The organism is Planomonospora sp. ID91781 (genome assembly GCF_015711595.1).
Taxonomy (GTDB): Bacteria; Actinomycetota; Actinomycetes; order Streptosporangiales; family Streptosporangiaceae; genus Planomonospora; species Planomonospora parontospora.
Genome location: NZ_JABTEY010000001.1, coordinates 282,873 through 299,006 on the forward strand (window position 1 = coordinate 282,873; position 16,134 = coordinate 299,006).

General features: G+C 72.2%; 11 protein-coding genes. 7 read left to right on the top strand and 4 right to left on the bottom strand.

Features of this window, described 5'->3' with window-relative positions:
* The first annotated feature begins 51 nt into the window (after positions 1-51).
* Positions 52-462, top strand: a complete 411-nt coding sequence (locus HS048_RS01355; protein WP_196465903.1) for a MarR family winged helix-turn-helix transcriptional regulator — start codon at positions 52-54, stop codon at positions 460-462.
* 119 nt (positions 463-581) lie between these two features.
* Here HS048_RS01355 and HS048_RS01360 read toward each other — a convergent pair whose 3' ends face one another.
* Positions 582-1,676: a lipocalin family protein gene (locus HS048_RS01360; protein ID WP_196465904.1), complete on the bottom strand. Its 1,095-nt coding sequence runs from the start codon at positions 1,674-1,676 to the stop codon at positions 582-584.
* 633 nt (positions 1,677-2,309) lie between these two features.
* Positions 2,310-3,374 carry an AraC family transcriptional regulator gene (locus HS048_RS01365; protein ID WP_196465905.1) on the bottom strand — a complete coding sequence of 355 codons (1,065 nt, stop codon included), beginning with the start codon at positions 3,372-3,374 and terminating at the stop codon, positions 2,310-2,312.
* A 125-nt stretch (positions 3,375-3,499) separates the two neighbouring features.
* Here HS048_RS01365 and HS048_RS01370 point away from each other — a divergent pair, with 125 nt between their 5' ends.
* Positions 3,500-4,336 (top strand): NAD(P)H-binding protein, encoded by an 837-nt coding sequence (locus HS048_RS01370; RefSeq protein ID WP_196465906.1) that lies wholly within the window; start codon positions 3,500-3,502, stop codon positions 4,334-4,336.
* Between the two features lie 51 nt (positions 4,337-4,387).
* Here the strand turns inward: HS048_RS01370 and HS048_RS01375 are convergent, their stop codons facing one another.
* Both HS048_RS01375 and HS048_RS01380 read right to left on the bottom strand, forming a co-directional pair.
* Positions 4,388-6,541 carry an NACHT domain-containing NTPase gene (locus HS048_RS01375; protein WP_196465907.1) on the bottom strand — a complete coding sequence of 718 codons (2,154 nt, stop codon included), beginning with the start codon at positions 6,539-6,541 and terminating at the stop codon, positions 4,388-4,390.
* Between the two features lie 253 nt (positions 6,542-6,794).
* Entirely contained in the window at positions 6,795-7,397 is a 603-nt protein-coding gene (locus HS048_RS01380) for a hypothetical protein (RefSeq protein WP_196465908.1), read from the bottom strand.
* Between the two features lie 331 nt (positions 7,398-7,728).
* On the opposite strand from HS048_RS01380, the gene HS048_RS01385 reads away from it, so the two are divergent.
* From HS048_RS01385 to HS048_RS01405, 5 genes are all read left to right on the top strand, one after another.
* A complete protein-coding gene (locus HS048_RS01385; RefSeq protein ID WP_196465909.1) occupies positions 7,729-9,402 on the top strand; it encodes an FAD-binding dehydrogenase in 1,674 nt (557 codons plus the stop codon).
* A gap of 180 nt (positions 9,403-9,582) precedes the next feature.
* On the top strand, positions 9,583-11,208 hold the full coding sequence (locus HS048_RS01390; RefSeq protein WP_196465910.1) for a methyl-accepting chemotaxis protein: 1,626 nt from the start codon (positions 9,583-9,585) through the stop codon (positions 11,206-11,208).
* A 187-nt stretch (positions 11,209-11,395) separates the two neighbouring features.
* Positions 11,396-13,267, top strand: a complete 1,872-nt coding sequence (locus HS048_RS01395) for a potassium transporter TrkA (protein WP_230880684.1) — start codon at positions 11,396-11,398, stop codon at positions 13,265-13,267.
* Between the two features lie 220 nt (positions 13,268-13,487).
* On the top strand, positions 13,488-14,804 hold the full coding sequence (locus HS048_RS01400; protein WP_196465912.1) for a cytochrome ubiquinol oxidase subunit I: 1,317 nt from the start codon (positions 13,488-13,490) through the stop codon (positions 14,802-14,804).
* 151 nt (positions 14,805-14,955) lie between these two features.
* The gene (locus HS048_RS01405) at positions 14,956-15,837 is read left to right on the top strand and encodes a cytochrome d ubiquinol oxidase subunit II (protein ID WP_196465913.1); all 882 of its coding nucleotides are present in this window, start codon (positions 14,956-14,958) and stop codon (positions 15,835-15,837) included.
* Positions 15,838-16,134: the final 297 nt, after the last annotated feature.

The window sequence follows — 16,134 nt, forward strand, 5'->3', positions numbered from 1 at the left end:
GGCCGCCGCCTGGTAGTTCGTAATACAAAGCATGACGGGTAACGTGGGCGCATGACTTCCGACGCCCTCGTGGATGCCCTCGTCCGCAGCACCTTCCAGGTGGCGGGCGTGCTCACCCGCATCGGAGCCGAGCGCGACCTCTCGCTCACCCAGCTACGGGTCCTCGGCATCCTCCGCGACCGCCGCCCGAACATGACCGAGCTCGCCGCGTTCCTCGGCCTGGACAAATCAACCCTGTCCGGCCTCGTCGACCGCGCCGAGCGCCGAGGGCTGGTGGCCAGGGGCAAGAACCCCCAGGACCGCCGCGTCGTCGACGTGTTCCTCACCCCCGCCGGCCTGGAACTGGCGGAGCAGGTCTACGACGAGGTCCGGCGCGCACTGGCACCCGCGATGAGCCGGCTCGACCCGCAGGACCAGGACCGGCTCGTCCGGTTGCACGCCGCCCTGCACTCCCCCGGCTGAGGCCGTCCCCTTCCGATGGTTCACCCCGGGACCGGCATCCGGTCCCGGGGTGACGCCGGACCGGCGCCCCGTCCCGGGCGATGCCGGATCGCGTCAGGCGGGGACGGCTTCGCCGGTGATCAGGAGGTCCACTCGCCGGTCATCTCGACGTAGTTCTCGCCGCGGACCCGCCTGCCGTCGTACTTACCGGTGAAAGCCGCCGTGGCCTCCAGGTAGCCGCTCCCGTCGGGAGTCTGGATCTCCTGGTCCGGATTCCCGGTGACCCGCACGTCGAGCTCGGCGCGCAGGGCGGGGATGCGGATGCGCCAGCGGGTGGGATACCTCTGGCCGGTGGCCGGACTGGTCCACGGCCGGGAGGCGCCCTGCGCGAGCGGCTCGACGTCGACCACCTCGTAGGAGCCGTCCGGGTGGAGGACCGTCGCCCAGCTGTCCTTGGACTCGGCGCCGACCGTGTCCCAGATGGCGATCTTGTCGCCGTTGGGCATGCTGAGGTTCATCCACGTCCACCGGGTCAGCGACCTCGGCATCTCACCCCACTGCCTGTCCAGCCAGGAGGTGCCGCTGACCTGGTGCTTCTTGCCGTCGACGACGAGCGTTCCGGACGTCCGCATCTCCGGGAGCGCGAACTCGTAGTTCGGCACGCCGTCGGCCAGGTGGAAGACGCCGGTCGACGCGTAGTTCATGGCGGGGCCGGTGGGCACCAGCTGGACGTCGAGAGCTCCCCAGGGCGTCTCGACCTGCACCGACTGGCGGACGGAGTCACCCGTCCAGCTCAGCCCCGGTGCCTTGATGTCGAGCTTGCCCTGGCTCCACCGGTAGTCCTCCGGTTCGACCATCGCGTCGTAGTCCTTGTACCACCCGGTGGTCTTGTTGATCACCGAGAACGTCCAGCGGTACGCGGCCTCGTCCCTGTTCGGGAGGATGCGCGTGTGGACCTGGAGGCCGAACTCCTGACCGTTCGCCTTCACCGAGCCGGTGAAGTAGATCGAGTCGAACCAGGTCAGCTGGGGTCCGGGCGCGTGCCGTCCCAGGTCGGTCGCGGGATCGACCAGGGCCGGGATCCCCGACGTGGCGGATCGGGCGGACGGTGTCGCGGACGGCGTCGCGGACGGGGCGGCCGCCTGGGCCGGAGAGCCGGCGAACGTGCAGAGCGTCAGAGCCGCCGCCGCGGTGACCAGGACCGCCGCGCGGCCCTTGGTCCGGATTGCGGGCATGGGGGTTCCTCCTCGTATCAAGGGCGGACGAGACCGTCGCCCACCCACCGGCGCCGACCGGCGAAGCCGCGGACGATCACCGTCGCCGCGGAGTCACCCCTGGCCGGGCCGTTGGTTTGTAATACCAACGACTTCATAATGGTTGGTAATGCAAACAATGTCAAGCGCTCCGAGGACCGCCCGCCCTACGCGGTGCGGGCTCGCTTCACTCATGTGGCGACCAGACTGCCCGGAGGGCGCCGAGGCGAACGGCGACGGTGACCGCCCCGCTCCCGGAACCCCTCCGGTGGTTCCCGGTCGGCTCTCAGGAGAGGATCCGGAAGGCCAGGGAAGCGGTGCGTACACCCGGAGACATGGCCGCCGCCCATGACTACGAGGACATGCACCACCTCGTCGACCGACTCCCCCCGCCGGAGTGCGGCGGCTGCGCGTGCTCGTGGAGTCCGACCCGGAACTCGCCAGGTTCGCCGAGTCATCAGCTTCCGAAACCGCACAGCGGAAGCCGTCGTTCATCGGACTGGGAGCTTCCGGACGCGGCGATGTCTCCGAACGGCATGACGAACTGCTCCGGAAGGAGTTGGATCGTCCTTCGTGACGGCGGTCCCGGAGAGTCTGCGGGCCGGTGTGCCGCGGTTACGCGCCGACGGCCGTGACCTCCTTGCGGTACGCGGTGGGGCTCATGCCCCGGACCCGTTTGAAGGCCGTGCTGAAGCCGAAGGCGTCGGCGTAGCCGACCCGGCGGGCCACCGAGTCGACCGTGGTGGCCGGTTCGGTGAGCAGGTCGGCGGCGAGCGCCATCCGCCACTCGGTCAGGTACGCCAGCGGCGGCTCGCCCACCAGCTCGGTGAAGCGCTTGGCCAGCGTGGTGCGGGAGACCCTCGCCTCCGCGGCCAGGGAGGTGAGCGTCCACGGCCGGTCCGGCGCCTCGTGCATGGCGCGCAACGCTGGGCCCGCCACGTCGTCGCCGAGCGCGCGGTACCAGGCGGGCGGGACGGACTCGGGCCGGTCGAACCACTCCCGCAGCGTGCAGACGAGCAGCCAGTCCAGCAGGCGGTCCAGCACGATCTGCCGGCCCGGCCGCTCCGCGGCGAGCTGCGTCTCGAAGTAGTCCCGCAGCGGCCCGCAGTCGTGGTGGTCCGCCACCACGACCACCGGCGGCAGCACCCGCAGCAGCCGCCGGGGCACCTCGCCCCGGACGTGGTACGCCCCGGCCATCAGCACCGTCCGGCCGTCCAGCTCCCCGCGACCGCCCGGCCCCCCATGACCGCCCGGCTCCCCGCGCCCGTCCGGCTCGCGCCCGCCCGACCCTCCGCGCTCGTCCAGCTCTCCGCGCCCACTCGACCCTCCGCGGCCGCCCTGCTCCGCGCGCCCGCCGAGCCCTCCGTGACCGCCCTGCTCCCGGCCGCAGCGCACGTCGAGCGGCGGGTGCGTCCGCGCGGCGGCCCCGGGATCGTCGGCGAACACGAAGGGCTCCGGTCCGCGCACGATCGCCACCTCGCCCAGCCGTACGGCGTGCGGCCGCGCGCCGTCTCCCCCGTCGCCCGGCGGGATGATCCAGCCCTCCCCGCGCAGCGGCACGCACAGCGTCATGGAGGCGCCGTCGGTGAAGCGCAGCGCCCACGGCGGCGACAGCACCGACCGGCCGAAGACGGCGCCGTCGGCGCGCACGCCCCGGAGCAGATCGTCGAACGGGTCCATGACCGTCACCATAAGCCCGCCGTACGGCCCGCACGCCGCGCGGAAGCCCCGGACGGACGATCGCGCATGCACGCCGTACGGACGGCCATGTCCCGGGGCCGGCGCCGGGCGGTTGACTCGACGGCATGACGACGACACATGCGGAACAGATCCTCGTACTGGGCGGCACCGGCAAGACCGGGCGGCGGGTGGTGCGGCGGCTCCGGGAGGCGGGCGTGGCCGTGCGGGCGGCGTCCCGCTCGGGCGAGGTGCGGTTCGACTGGTTCGAGCCGGACAGCTGGGCCGCCGCGCTGGAGGGCGCCTCGGCGGTGTACCTCGTCGCGCCGGAGGACCCCGCGCCCGTCCACGACTTCGTCAAGCGGGCGGTGGACGCGGGCGTCCGCCGGTTCGTGGCCCTGTCCGGGCGGGGCATCGAGCACGTGACCGGCGACTTCGGGCAGGGGATGGTCGCCGCCGAGCAGGCCGTACGCGGCTCGGGCGTGGAGTGGACGGTCATCCAGCCGAACAACTTCGACCAGAACTTCGACGAGGACCTGTGGCTGGAGCCGCTGCGGGCCGGGCGGCTGGCCCTGCCGATCGGGGACGTGCCGGAGCCGTTCGTCGACGTCGAGGACGTGGCGGAGGTCGCGGCGGTGCTGCTGACGGAGGACGGGCACGCCGGGCGGGTGTACGAGCTGTCCGGGCCGCGCGGGCTGACCTTCGCCGAGGCGGCGGAGACGATCGGGCGGGCGGCGGGCCGGACGATCGAGTACGTGGAGCTGACCCCGGAGGAGTACCACCGGGAACTGCTCGGCCAGGGCTATCCGGAGGCCGCCGTCCGGATGCTCGGAGCGCTGTTCGAGGTGCACCGGGGCGGACACCTCGCCGGGGTCGCCGACGGGGTGCGACAGGTGCTCGGCCGCGAGCCGGCCTCCTTCGAGGACTACGCCGCCCGGACCGCCGCCGCCGGCGCGTGGTCCTGACCCGGACGGCGGCTCACCCGGGCCCGCGCGAAGACCGGGAGCCGGGACGCATCAGGAACGGGGCGCGGCGCGGGTCGCGGCGGGGCGGTGGTCCCGGGTTCCGGCACTCGTCGCCGACGCGAAGTGGTCGTGCAGCTCGGCGTGCCGGAACTGGTAGAACGGGCCGACCGCACGCAGCACACCGATCCGGTGCATCTCGTCGAAGAACGTCATCGCACGCGCCGGCAGCTCACCTGAGATCGCCAGGAACGTGAACGTGATCCTGGACGCCAGCCAGGCGTGCCGTGGTCGCTGCGCGATCCCGGCACTGCTGCCGACCAGTATCCCCAGCCCTATGTCGGTCCACCCGTCCCGCCTCCCGGAGAAGTGCGAGAGCACCACGTCCGCGGAGACGGCCAGTACGGCGCCCAGGGCCAGCGCCCCGACCAGCCGGAGCCCGAACAGAGACCGGTTGATCCTCCACGAGGACAGGGGGGTGAGAGCACCGGAGAACTGCTGGATGTGGTCCTCCGGTGCTCGCCCGGACTCCTTCGGCAGGGCTATCGCCCTCGTGCTGGAGATGCCGAACCACAACGTGAGCATCGATGCCGCCCCCATGAAGAGGCCGGCTCCGATCCCCTCCGAATACGCCACCGCCACCCCGAGGGGCAGGCTCATCCAGAGGGATGCCGGAACGACACGGCCGCCGTGTTCGCGGAGCAGTGCGGTGACGTATCTCCCGACCCGCAGGCGGGTGAACTCCGGCGTCTCGGACGCGAGGCTCAGACTTGCGAACCCGAAGGTCAGAGCGGCGGAGAACCCGACGGCCGGACTCCCGCCCAGTGCGGGGGCGATCGCGACGGGCAGCCCGTAGACCAGTCCGGAGACCACGTAGACGATCCAACGGGGCGGCGCCCCGAACCCTTCGCTCCGGGAACGGCCGCGCACCGCCCAGGCCAGCTGCCACCAGGCGAAGCCGCCGGCTCCCGTCTCCGGAGAACTCCTGGCGAGGCGGCCCAGGAGCCGGTTCACCCGCTCGGCGTCCCAGGACCGGATGACTCTCCGGTCGGCCGTTCCGGACGTCTTCTCGGCGAGCAGCAACGCCTCGACGAGGTTGTCCATGAGGTGCGCGCGCAGTGCGGGAGCATCGTCACGGTAGACCGTGAGCAGCGGGGCCGGATCCCGGTCCTGATCGACGTAGACGGCCCGGATCAGCCACAGTCCCAGCGCGGTCGAGGATACGGCCGTCAGGGCGGGCGCCTCGCCTGCCCGCAGAGCCTGCAGCACCGCGTTCCAGGGCTGCGGAGGCCGAGGCGGAAGGCACGCGGTGAGATAGTCGACGACGGCTTCGGCGGTCAATGCCCTCGGGGCGATGACCGCGGCCGCCCTGACGGCGCGTCGTGCGCTGACGACGGCGTCTCCGTACTCCCGGGTCCGGGAGGTGATGATCACTTGGTCCCGCGGGGCGAGAGTCCTGCTCAACTGGTTCATCACCTTGACGCGGACGGCCTCGGGCAGCTCGTCCAGGCCGTCGAGGATCGCCAGGATGTGACCGTTCGAGGCCAGTATCTCTGCGGAGTCACGGCCGTTGACGGGCGTTGCCGAAGCCAGGTAGTCGTTCCGCAGGCGCGCCGCCACCCAATCGTGCAGGCGTGGATGGACGTCCACATCCCAGTCGGCGACCGGCAGCAGCACCGGGACCGGATCCTCTTCCTCGCGGGTGGCTATCAGCTTCACAAGGAGCTGAATGGCCAGGGTGGTCTTCCCCGTACCGGCGCCGCCGAGGATCACCAGTCTGCGCCGGCGCAGACCGCGGAAACGGGACGCCAGTTCGTCGATCTCATCGGATCGGCCGGTGAAGGAGAACTCGCCTTCGGCGATCAGGTGCGGGTGGTCCATGAACCTGGCCCGCGTGGTGAGACGCCAGGGGACGGGAATCGGCGGATCACCGAGAGAGCGTCTTGCCATCTCCTGGTTCCAGAACCCGTCCACCAGCTCCGCCAGATGCCTCTTGACCTGTGCGATGTCCCCGGCGGCCGGAGCCGAAGCGCGCGTGATCAGGTAGGCGGTGTACCAGCCCGCGAAGGCCAGCACGATCGTGGTCACGATCCACGGTCTGCTCCATACGCCATCATTGAGCACCTGGTTGATCGCCACGTTGAGCGCGACCGGAAGCAATATCCCCGCCAGCCATAATGCGGTGGCCCGGAGACCCATGGCTTTCATGCCCTCATCATGGCACTACCTTTCCTCATAACTGATCAAAAGGTCGGCTACCGGTCCGGACCGTCACAGAACGTCCCTTGCCAACAACGGCCCTTGCCAACAGAGGTGCGACGCCTCCGGGGAGCGGACGGCGGCGCCCTGCGGAAGCGCAGGTCACCGCCGCCTGCCGGCGGGACGCGGCCTCCTCGCCGGAGGCCGCGGCGCCGTACGTCGTGCGGATCGTTCTGCCGGGGGCCCGGCCGGGCGGGCCCGGCTAGACGCCGAGGGCGGGCGGGACGAGGCCCGGCATCGCGGGGACGTTGCCGTCCATCGGGGCGAACGGGCTGCCCTGTCCGCCCTGGCCCAGCGGGGATCCCGGGAATCCCCAGTTCTGGCGGTCCTCGCAGCCGTGGGTGCCCTCGGCGTAGGCCGGCATGGTCCCGTCCACGCTGTAGATCATGCCGGTGTAGCGGACGCACCTGCCTTCCGTCGTCAGCTTGACGGGCCCGGCGTAGTAGCGGTACTTGCCCTGCATCGCCTGGTTGTAGCCGCGTCCGCCGCCGTTCTCCGAGTCGACCTCCAGGGCCACCTGGGTCGTCGTGGCGGTGCCGAGGGACGTCGCCTTCATGGTGACCACGCAGTGCTGCCGGGTGTCGGCGTTGTACAGCAGGTAGAGGTAACCGACGACCCCTCCGGGGAAGCCCGCCCGCATCGGGCGGACGCCTCCGGGGACCTTCTTGAAGCCGGAGCCGCACACCGCCTCGGGCTTGTAGGGGTTCGTCACCGCCGAGGCCGCCTGGGCGGGAACCACGGTGAAGGCGGCAGCGGCGGCGGCCAGCGCCGCCAGAGCGGCTTTCTTCTTGACGAGTCTCATCATCGATATCCCCCGAATATGACGCCGGAGATTCCCGTTACCAGTGCGGAAATCCTTTTCATGATCAATCGAGGGCTCCGGAAAGGCAAGGACATCCGTGCAAAAAACCCGCATCCCTTCATTCACCCTGCCCCTAAATGGGAGGAAACATATACGGGCCGATAATTCACATTAATAGTGGATGAAACCTCGCAAGAGCCGCGGTCTGCGGAGTCGGAGGGACGACCACGCCCCGGGCCACTGGCCCAGACTCCCGCAGGGCGAATACGGTGGCGCCCATCGGTACCCGATGTCCCGGAATGTCCGGCGGCATCCGGCAGTGAGGAGCACCCCCATGGACGCGGACGTCATCGTCGTCGGCGCGGGCCTGGCCGGTCTGGTGGCCGTCCACGAGCTGACCGCGGCGGGCAGGAAGGTCGTCCTGGTCGACCAGGAGAACGCCGCCAACCTCGGCGGGCAGGCGTTCTGGTCCTTCGGCGGCCTGTTCCTGGTCGGCACGCCCGAGCAGCGCCGCCTGGGGGTCAGGGACTCCTTCGAACTGGCGTGGAGCGACTGGACGGGCAGCGCCGGGTTCGACCGCCTGGACGACGAGGACGCCTGGGCCGTCAAGTGGGCCCGCGCCTACGTGGAGTTCGCCGCCGGGGAGAAGCGGTCCTGGCTGGCCGGGCACGGCATCACGTTCCTGCCGACCGTCGGGTGGGCCGAGCGCGGCGCCCTGCGCGCCGGCGGGCACGGCAACTCCGTGCCCCGCTTCCACATCGCCTGGGGCACGGGCACCGGCGTGGTCGAGCCGTTCGTCCTGTCCGTGCACCGGGCCGCCGCGGCCGGGCTGGTCCGCTTCCACCACCGGCACCGGGTCGACGAGCTGGTCATGACCGACGGCGCCGTCACCGGGGTGCGGGGCACGGTGCTGGCCGACGACGACTCCCCCCGCGGGGTCGCCTCCAACCGCGACGCGGTCGGCGAGTTCGAGCTGAGCGCCCAGGCGGTGATCGTCACGACCGGCGGGATCGGCGCCGACCACGACCGCGTGCGGCGCCACTGGCCCGAGCGGCTCGGCCGGCCCCCGGCGCACATGGTCACCGGCGTCCCGGCCTACGTCGACGGGCGGATGCTCGACATCGCCGAGGACGCCGGGGTGCGGCTGGTCAACCGCGACCGCATGTGGCACTACACCGAGGGCCTGCACAACTGGGACCCGATCTGGCCCGGGCACGGCATCCGCATCCTGCCCGGCCCGTCGTCGCTGTGGTTCGACGCCCTGGGCCGGCGGCTGCCCGAGCCGTGCCTGCCCGGCTACGACACGCTGGGCACGCTGAAGCACCTGCGCACCACCCCGGACATCGCCGGCCACGACCACTCCTGGTTCATCCTCAACCAGCGGATCGTCACCAAGGAGTTCGCGCTCTCGGGCTCGGAGCAGAACCCCGACATCACCGCCAAGGACCGCAGGGCTTTCCTGCGCTCCCGACTCCTCGGCAAGGGCGCGCCCGCCCCGGTGGAGGCGTTCAAGCGCAACGGCGCCGACTTCGTGGTGGCCCGCACCCTGGAGGAGCTGGTGGAGCGGATGAACGGGCTCACCGACGAGCCGCTGCTCGACGCCGCGGTCGTCCGCGCCCAGATCGAGGCCCGCGACCTGCAGGTCGCCAACCCCTACGGCAAGGACGTCCAGGTCCAGGGCATCCACAACGCCCGCCGCTACGTCGGCGACCGCCTCGGCCGCGCCGTCCCCCCGCACCGGATCCTCGACCCGGCGGCCGGGCCGCTGATCGGCGTGAAGCTGCACATCCTCACCCGCAAGACCCTCGGCGGGATCCAGACCGACCTCGACTCCCGCGCCCTGGACCGGGACGGGCAGCCGGTCCCCGGGCTGTACGCCGCCGGAGAGGTCGCCGGGTTCGGCGGCGGAGGGGTGCACGGCTACAACGCCCTGGAGGGGACGTTCCTGGGCGGCTGCCTGCTGTCCGGCCGTACCGCGGGCCGCGCCGCCGCCCGGCGGACGGCCTGACCGCCCGGCCGCCCGACCGGTCTCCGGGACCGGCGGGCGGTCGCCGCCGGCAGCGGCGGCACGCCCCGCTTCGAGGGAAGATCTATCGAAAGATGTTCCGCCAGAGGAAAGCTTTGAAAGCCGGTGCCCCCGCCGATGGACAGGTCGACAACGATCTGACACGGCGACAGAGAGCACACCATGAACGACATGCCCGACCAGGCGACGAGGACGACCACCGGCGGGGCGGGCCGCTGGAACTGGACCATCGGCCGCCGGCTGACCGCCGGGTTCGTGGCCGCCCTGGTCATGATGGGCGTCATCGGTGCCGTCTCCTACAGCAACACGGTCGATCTGGTCGAGAACGAGAAGTGGGTGGCCCACACCCACACGGTCATCGGCAAACTCGACGGCGTGCTGTCGACGCTGAAGGACGCCGAGACCGGCCAGCGCGGCTACCTGATCACCGCCGAGGAGTCCTACCTCGGCCCCTACACCGAGGCCAAGAAGGCCGTCGGCGACCTGCTGGACGAGACCGCGGAGCTCACCTCCGACAACGCCGCCCAGCAGAAGCACATCGAGACCCTGCGCCCGCTGGTCGACGCCAAGTTCGCCGAGATGCAGCAGACCGTCGACCTGCGCCGCGCCGAGGGCTTCGAGGCCGCCGCGGCCGTCGTGCTGTCCGACAAGGGCAAGGCGACCATGGACGAGATCCGCGCCACCCTGACCGAGATGCGCGAGGCCGAGGCGAGCCTGCTCACCGTGCGGGCCGCCGAGGCCGAGGCGACCGCGTCGACGACCAAGAACGTGGTGCTGTTCGGCACCTCGCTGGCCGTGATCGTGCTGCTCGGCCTGGCCTGGTTCCTGACCCGCAGCGTCACCGGGCCGGTCAACGAGCTGGCCCGGCGCCTGCGCGACATCGCCGAGGGCGACGGCGACCTGACCCAGCGGGTGGACGAGTCCCGCCGCGACGAGATCGGCGTCCTGGGCCGGCTGTTCAACCGGTTCATCGCCAACATCGCCGACCTGGTCCGCCAGATCAACGACTCGGCCGCCTCCTCCTCGGCCGCCGCCCAGGAGCTGTCGGCGATCAGCGCGGAGATCGGCCAGCAGACCGAGAGCGCCTCGACCCAGGCCACCAGCGCCGCCGCAGCGGCCGAGCAGGTCTCCGGCAACGTGCAGACGGTGGCCACCGCCAGCGAGGAGATGGGCGCCTCCATCCGGGAGATCTCCCGCAGCGCCGCCGAGGCCAGCACCGCCGGCCACGCCGCGGTGACCCGTGCCGCCGAGGCCAGCACCGCGATCACCCGGCTGGGCGAGTCGTCCGAGGCCGTCAGCAGCGTGGTGGCGCTGATCAACTCGATCGCCGAGCAGACCAACCTGCTGGCTTTGAACGCCACCATCGAGGCGGCCCGCGCAGGCGACGCCGGCAAGGGCTTCGCCGTGGTCGCCTCCGAGGTCAAGGACCTGGCCCAGGAGACCGCCAAGGCGACCGAGGACATCACCGCGCGCATCACCGCCATCCAGGGCGACGTGGCCGTGGCGGTGGCGTCGATCTCCACGACCGCCCAGGTGATCGGCGAGGTCAACGACCACCAGGGCAGCATCGCCGGTGCGGTGGAGGAGCAGAGCAGCACCACCGACAGCATGGCGGGCAACATCTCCGAGGCCGCCTCCGGCGCGACCGCCATCGCGCAGAACGTCCAGGAGATCGCCGCCACCGCGCACGCGATGGTGAGCAGCATCGGCGAGGTGCGGCGGGCGTCGGAGGAGCTGGCGCAGAACTCCACGCACCTCAACTCGCTGGTGGGACGCTTCCGCGTCTGACGACCGGATGACCGGCCGCCCGGCCGGTGGACGACCCTCCCGGGGCCGGGGGCGCACGCGGTGCGCTCCCGGCCCCGGAGCGCCTCCACCTGCCCGTGCGCCGTACCGGTGGCCCCGAATGTACGAACACCTGAGCGACATGTACTTTTTGTGCGATCGTTGATCGGGATTCACCGAACGGGGAGGTATGCCGGTGTCCAGGCCGACGCGCCGGGAACGGATCCGCTACTGGTTCGACAACACCATGTCGCGGGGCACGGTGGCGCTGATCGGGTGGCTCGCGGCGATCTCCGCGGCGCTGATCGCCGTGGTCACCGGGCTCGTGCTCTGGCTGACGCCGGTCGAGGCCGAACAGCACCACGGTCTGGCGGGCGTGCTCTGGGCGACGCTGATGCGCACGCTCAGCCCCGGCAAGGTGGCCAGCGACACCGGGAGCGCGCCGTTCGTGGCGCTGATGTTCGTCGCGTCGCTGGGCGGGCTCTTCATCGTCAGTGCGCTGGTCGGCGTGCTCGCCAACGGGCTCAAGGAGCGGTTCGAGCAGCTCCGCAAGGGCCGGTCGCGGATCATCGAGCGCGGCCACACGGTGATCCTCGGCTGGTCCGACCAGGTCTTCACGATCGTCCGGGAGCTGGTCCAGGCGCACGCGAGCCAGCGCGGCTCCGTCATCGCGATCCTCGCCGACCTCGACAAGGTCGCCATGGAGGACGCGCTCCGCACGCACGTGGGCGACACCGGCGCGACCAAGGTGGTCTGCCGGACCGGACGCCCCGTGGAGCCGGCCGACCTGGACCTGATGAACCTCGACGCCGCCCGCTCGGTCGTCGTGCTCTCCCCGCAGGGCGACGACCCCGACGCGCACGTCATCAAGACGCTGCTCGCCCTGGACAAGCGCGCCGGGGACCACCCGCCGGTGGTGGCCGCGATCGCCGACACCGCCAACATGGCCGCCGCCCGCCTCGCCGGCGGTCACGGCGTGCACCTCGTCGACTCCGACGACACCGCCTCCCGGCTCATCGTGCAGTCCTCCCGCCAGTCGGGCACGTCCGTGGTCTGCATGGACCTGCTGGACTTCGCCGGGGGCGAGATCTACCTGCGCTCGGACCCCGACCTGGCGGGCACGGCGTACGGCAGGGCGCTCCACGCCTACCAGGCGGCCACGGTCATCGGCCTGCGCCGCGGCGGCCGGACCATGCTGAACCCGCCCGCGGACACGGTGGTCGAGGCCGAGGACGAGATCATCGTGATCGCCCAGGACGACTCGATGATCCGGCTGGCGGACGGCATGCCGAAGGCCCAGGAGGACGCGATCGTGATGACCGCGCACCCCGTGCCCGGACCCGAGCGGACCCTGGTGCTCAACTGGAACGGCCGGGGCCGCCAGATCGTCCGCTGCCTGGACGGCTACGCCGCCCCCGGCTCGATCCTGGACGTCGCCTCCGACCACCCCGACGCGGCGGTCGGCGTCGACGGCCTGGTCAACCTCACGGTGAACGTCAAGGACTGCGAGACCACCGACCGGTACGCGCTGGAGTCGCTGGGCCTGGGCGTCTACCAGCACGTCATCGTGCTGTCCGACGACCGCTACGACGCCGGGCACGCCGACACCCGGACGCTGATGACCCTGCTGCAGCTGCGCGACATGCAGACCTCGCTCGGCGAGCGCTACTCGATCGTCAGCGAGATGCACGACGAGAACAACCGGGCCCTGGCCGAGGTCACCCGGGCCGACGACATCGTGATCAGCGACACGGTGATCGGCCTGCTCCTGGCCCAGCTCACCGAGAACCGGCACCTGGCCGACGTGTTCGGCTACCTCTTCGACTCGCGCGGCTCGGAGATCTACCCCCGCCCCGCCGAGCGGTACGTCCGCTCCGGGGCGCCGGTCAGCTTCGCCACGGTGATCGAGTCGGCCGCCCGCCGGGGCGAGACCGCGATCGGCTACCGCCTGGCCGACCGGATCGGCGAGGCCCCGCACTTCGGCGTGGTCCTCAACCCCGACAAGTCCCGCCTGGTCCGCCTCGGCCCCGGCGACTCGGTGATCGTCCTGGCCGAGCACTGAGCCGGGCGGCGGACCGGACCGCGGCCCGGGCATCGGGCCGGACCGCGGCTGCGGCTGCGGCTGCGGCTGCGGTTGCGGTTGCGGTTGCGGTCCGCCGACACCTGGCGGGTGCGGGGTGCCTCCGGCGTAGACGCCCCGCGGGAGACCGCAACCGGTGGGGTACGGCGGGCGCCATCCCCGGGGGGACGCGCGGGCGGGGCCGTACCGGGACGCTGGGGCCATGGACACGCTCGACCTGGCCCGGCTGCAGTTCGCCCTCACCGCGGGGACGCACTTCCTGTTCGTCGCCCTCACCCTCGGCCTGGCCACGCTCGTCGCGGTCGTGCAGACGCGGGCCACGCTGACCCGCTCCGCCGTGCACGAGCGGATGACGCGGTTCTGGGGACGGCTCTACGTGATCAACTACGTGATGGGCATCGTCACCGGACTGGTGATGGAGTTCCAGCTCGGGATGGCGTGGAACGGGCTCTCGCACTTCTCCGGCAACGTCTTCGGGGCGGCGCTGGCGATGGAGACGCTGGTCGCGTTCTTCGTCGAGTCCACCTTCCTGGGACTGTGGATCTTCGGCTGGGGGCGGCTGAACCGGTGGGCGCACCTGGCGGTGTTCTGGGTGGTGACGCTCACCGCCTACGCCTCGGCCTACTGGGTGCTGGTGGCCAACGGCTTCATGCAGAACCCGGTCGGCGCCGAGCTCTCCGGCGGGGTGCTCCGCCTCACCGACGCGGCGGCGGTGCTGGCCAACCCGGCGGCGCTCACCGCCTTCGGGCACGTCCTGGCCGCCTCGCTGGTCGCCGCCGGGTTCTTCCTGGCCGGGGTGAGCGCCCACCACCTGCGCCGCCGGACCGCCGAGCAGGAGTTCTTCCGCCGCTCGCTGCGGATCGGCGTGTTCACCGGCCTGCCCGGCCTGGCGGCCGTCCTCGCCTTCGGCGAGCTGAGCTTCTCCACGGTGCAGCCGATGAAGTGGGCCGTCTTCGAGGGGGACGCGGCGGAGATCGAGCGGCTCCGGGCGGAGGCCGCGGCGGCGTACGAGGCGGTCCGGGAGAGCGTGGGAGGGGCCGCGGGCCTCGTGGACCACGTGCCGCCCGCGCTCCCGGTGCAGGCCGGGGGGATCGTGATGCTGGGGCTGTTCGGGGTGATGGCGCTCGTCTCGCTGGTGAGCGTGCCGCTGGCGCTCTCCTCCCGGGCGGTCCGGGGGCTGCGCGCCTGGCACGTGCTGCTGACCGCGGCGGTCCCGCTGCCGTTCGCCGCCGTGCTCGGCGGGTGGGTGCTGCGGGAGGCGGGCCGCCAGCCGTGGGCGGTGCAGGGGCTGCTGACCACCGAGGAGGCGCTGAGCGACCTGCCGCCCGGCCTGCTCCGGTTCTCGCTGGCCGCCTTCACCGTGCTGTTCGCGGTCCTGTTCGCGGTCAACGTCTGGATGCTCGCCCGTGCCGCCCGCCGGGGCCCGGACCCCGCCGGCGGCCCGGCGGGCGGTGCTCCGGACCTCCCGTCCGGCTCCTCCGCCGCCCGGGACGAGCCGATCCCGGCGGCCGTCTTCTGAGCAGCGTCCCGAGCCTCCTCCGGAGGCCGCGTCCCGGCCGTGTCCCGGCCGTGTTCCGGAGGCCGCGTCCCGGCCGCGCCCAGGAGGCCGTGCGCCGGCCGTGCGCCGAGCCGCCTTCCGACGTCCCCGCCCTTCCCGACAAGGAACCACGATGGAAATCGCCCTCCTCGCCTTCTTCACCGCCGGGTACCTCGTACTCTCGGGGGCCGACTTCGGGATCGGCATGCTCCTGCCGTACCTCGGGCGCTCCCCCGCCGAGCGCGGCCGGGTGCTGGACGTGATCACGCCGTTCTTCCTGGCCGACGAGGTCTGGCTGGTCGTCGCGGTCGGCTTCTTCGCCGGGGCCTTCCCCGTCCTGGAGGGTGAGTTCCTCGCGGAGAACTACGCGGCGTTCACCGTGCTGCTGCTCGGCTGGGTGGCGCGGGACGCGGGGATCCTGCTGCGGCGACGGGTGGACCGGGCGGCGTGGCGGACCGGGTGCGAGGCGGCCGTGGTCGCCGGGAGCTGGGCGGTGGCACTGAGCTGGGGGTTCGTTCTGGCGGGGAGCGCGGGAGCGGCGCCGCCGGTCCTGGTCGCGGCGGTCGTCGCCGCCGCCGGGCTGTTCTGCGCCCAGGGACTGGCGCTGGCCGCGCTCCGGCTGCGCGGGGAGACCTCGCGCGGAGGGACAGGGAGGGCATCCGGCGGGGAGGCGCTGCGCGGGGAGACCGGGCAGGCGTCCGGCGGAGAGGCCGGGATGCCGTGGCGGCGGGCGCGGCGGCCCTTCGGCGCGCTGGGCGAGCGCGCCGCCTATGCCCTGACCTCGGCCGCCATCGTGTCGGCCGGGCTGGCGGCCGGATCCCGCCTGCCGCTGGCGGAGCACCTCGCCGACCCGGCGACGCTCGCCCTGCTCACCCCCGCCGCCGCGATCCTCACACCCCTGCTGCTGGGAACCCAGGTGTGGCTCTGGTGGGTCCTCGCCCGCCCCGGGGCGGGGACGGTGAGAACGGCCGGATCCGCTGGAACGGCCGGAACGGCTGGAACGGCGGTGTCATGATCCTCCGCCGGTTCGCCCGCGGCGGGAGGGACCGACCGGATCCGCGATCGGCGCCCTCTCCGGACACGGAACGGCCGCGCCCCGCCGGAGGGCGGGACGCGGCCGCGTCGCGGAGATCATGAGGTCTCGAGAAGGACCCGTCGTCCCCTTCAGCACAGCGCCCTGATCGCGGCGCCGTCCGGGTCAGGCCGTCGCCGTGATCATCCAGGCCAGGCCGAGGAGCACGGCCACGGGGATCAGCCACACCACGGCCTCGATCGCGAACTCCTTGTACACGGTGAACTTCCTTCTCTGGGG

Excerpts from the sequence above, each read along its gene's own strand:
- HS048_RS01355 (WP_196465903.1), top strand. The coding sequence starts at position 52 with ATGACTTCCGACGCCCTCGTGGATGCCCTCGTCCGCAGCACCTTCCAG.
- HS048_RS01360 (WP_196465904.1), bottom strand. The coding sequence starts at position 1,676 with ATGCCCGCAATCCGGACCAAGGGCCGCGCGGCGGTCCTGGTCACCGCG.
- HS048_RS01365 (WP_196465905.1), bottom strand. The coding sequence starts at position 3,374 with ATGGACCCGTTCGACGATCTGCTCCGGGGCGTGCGCGCCGACGGCGCC.
- HS048_RS01370 (WP_196465906.1), top strand. The coding sequence starts at position 3,500 with ATGACGACGACACATGCGGAACAGATCCTCGTACTGGGCGGCACCGGC.
- HS048_RS01375 (WP_196465907.1), bottom strand. The coding sequence starts at position 6,541 with ATGAAAGCCATGGGTCTCCGGGCCACCGCATTATGGCTGGCGGGGATA.
- HS048_RS01380 (WP_196465908.1), bottom strand. The coding sequence starts at position 7,397 with ATGATGAGACTCGTCAAGAAGAAAGCCGCTCTGGCGGCGCTGGCCGCC.
- HS048_RS01385 (WP_196465909.1), top strand. The coding sequence starts at position 7,729 with ATGGACGCGGACGTCATCGTCGTCGGCGCGGGCCTGGCCGGTCTGGTG.
- HS048_RS01390 (WP_196465910.1), top strand. The coding sequence starts at position 9,583 with ATGAACGACATGCCCGACCAGGCGACGAGGACGACCACCGGCGGGGCG.
- HS048_RS01395 (WP_230880684.1), top strand. The coding sequence starts at position 11,396 with ATGCCGGTGTCCAGGCCGACGCGCCGGGAACGGATCCGCTACTGGTTC.
- HS048_RS01400 (WP_196465912.1), top strand. The coding sequence starts at position 13,488 with ATGGACACGCTCGACCTGGCCCGGCTGCAGTTCGCCCTCACCGCGGGG.
- HS048_RS01405 (WP_196465913.1), top strand. The coding sequence starts at position 14,956 with ATGGAAATCGCCCTCCTCGCCTTCTTCACCGCCGGGTACCTCGTACTC.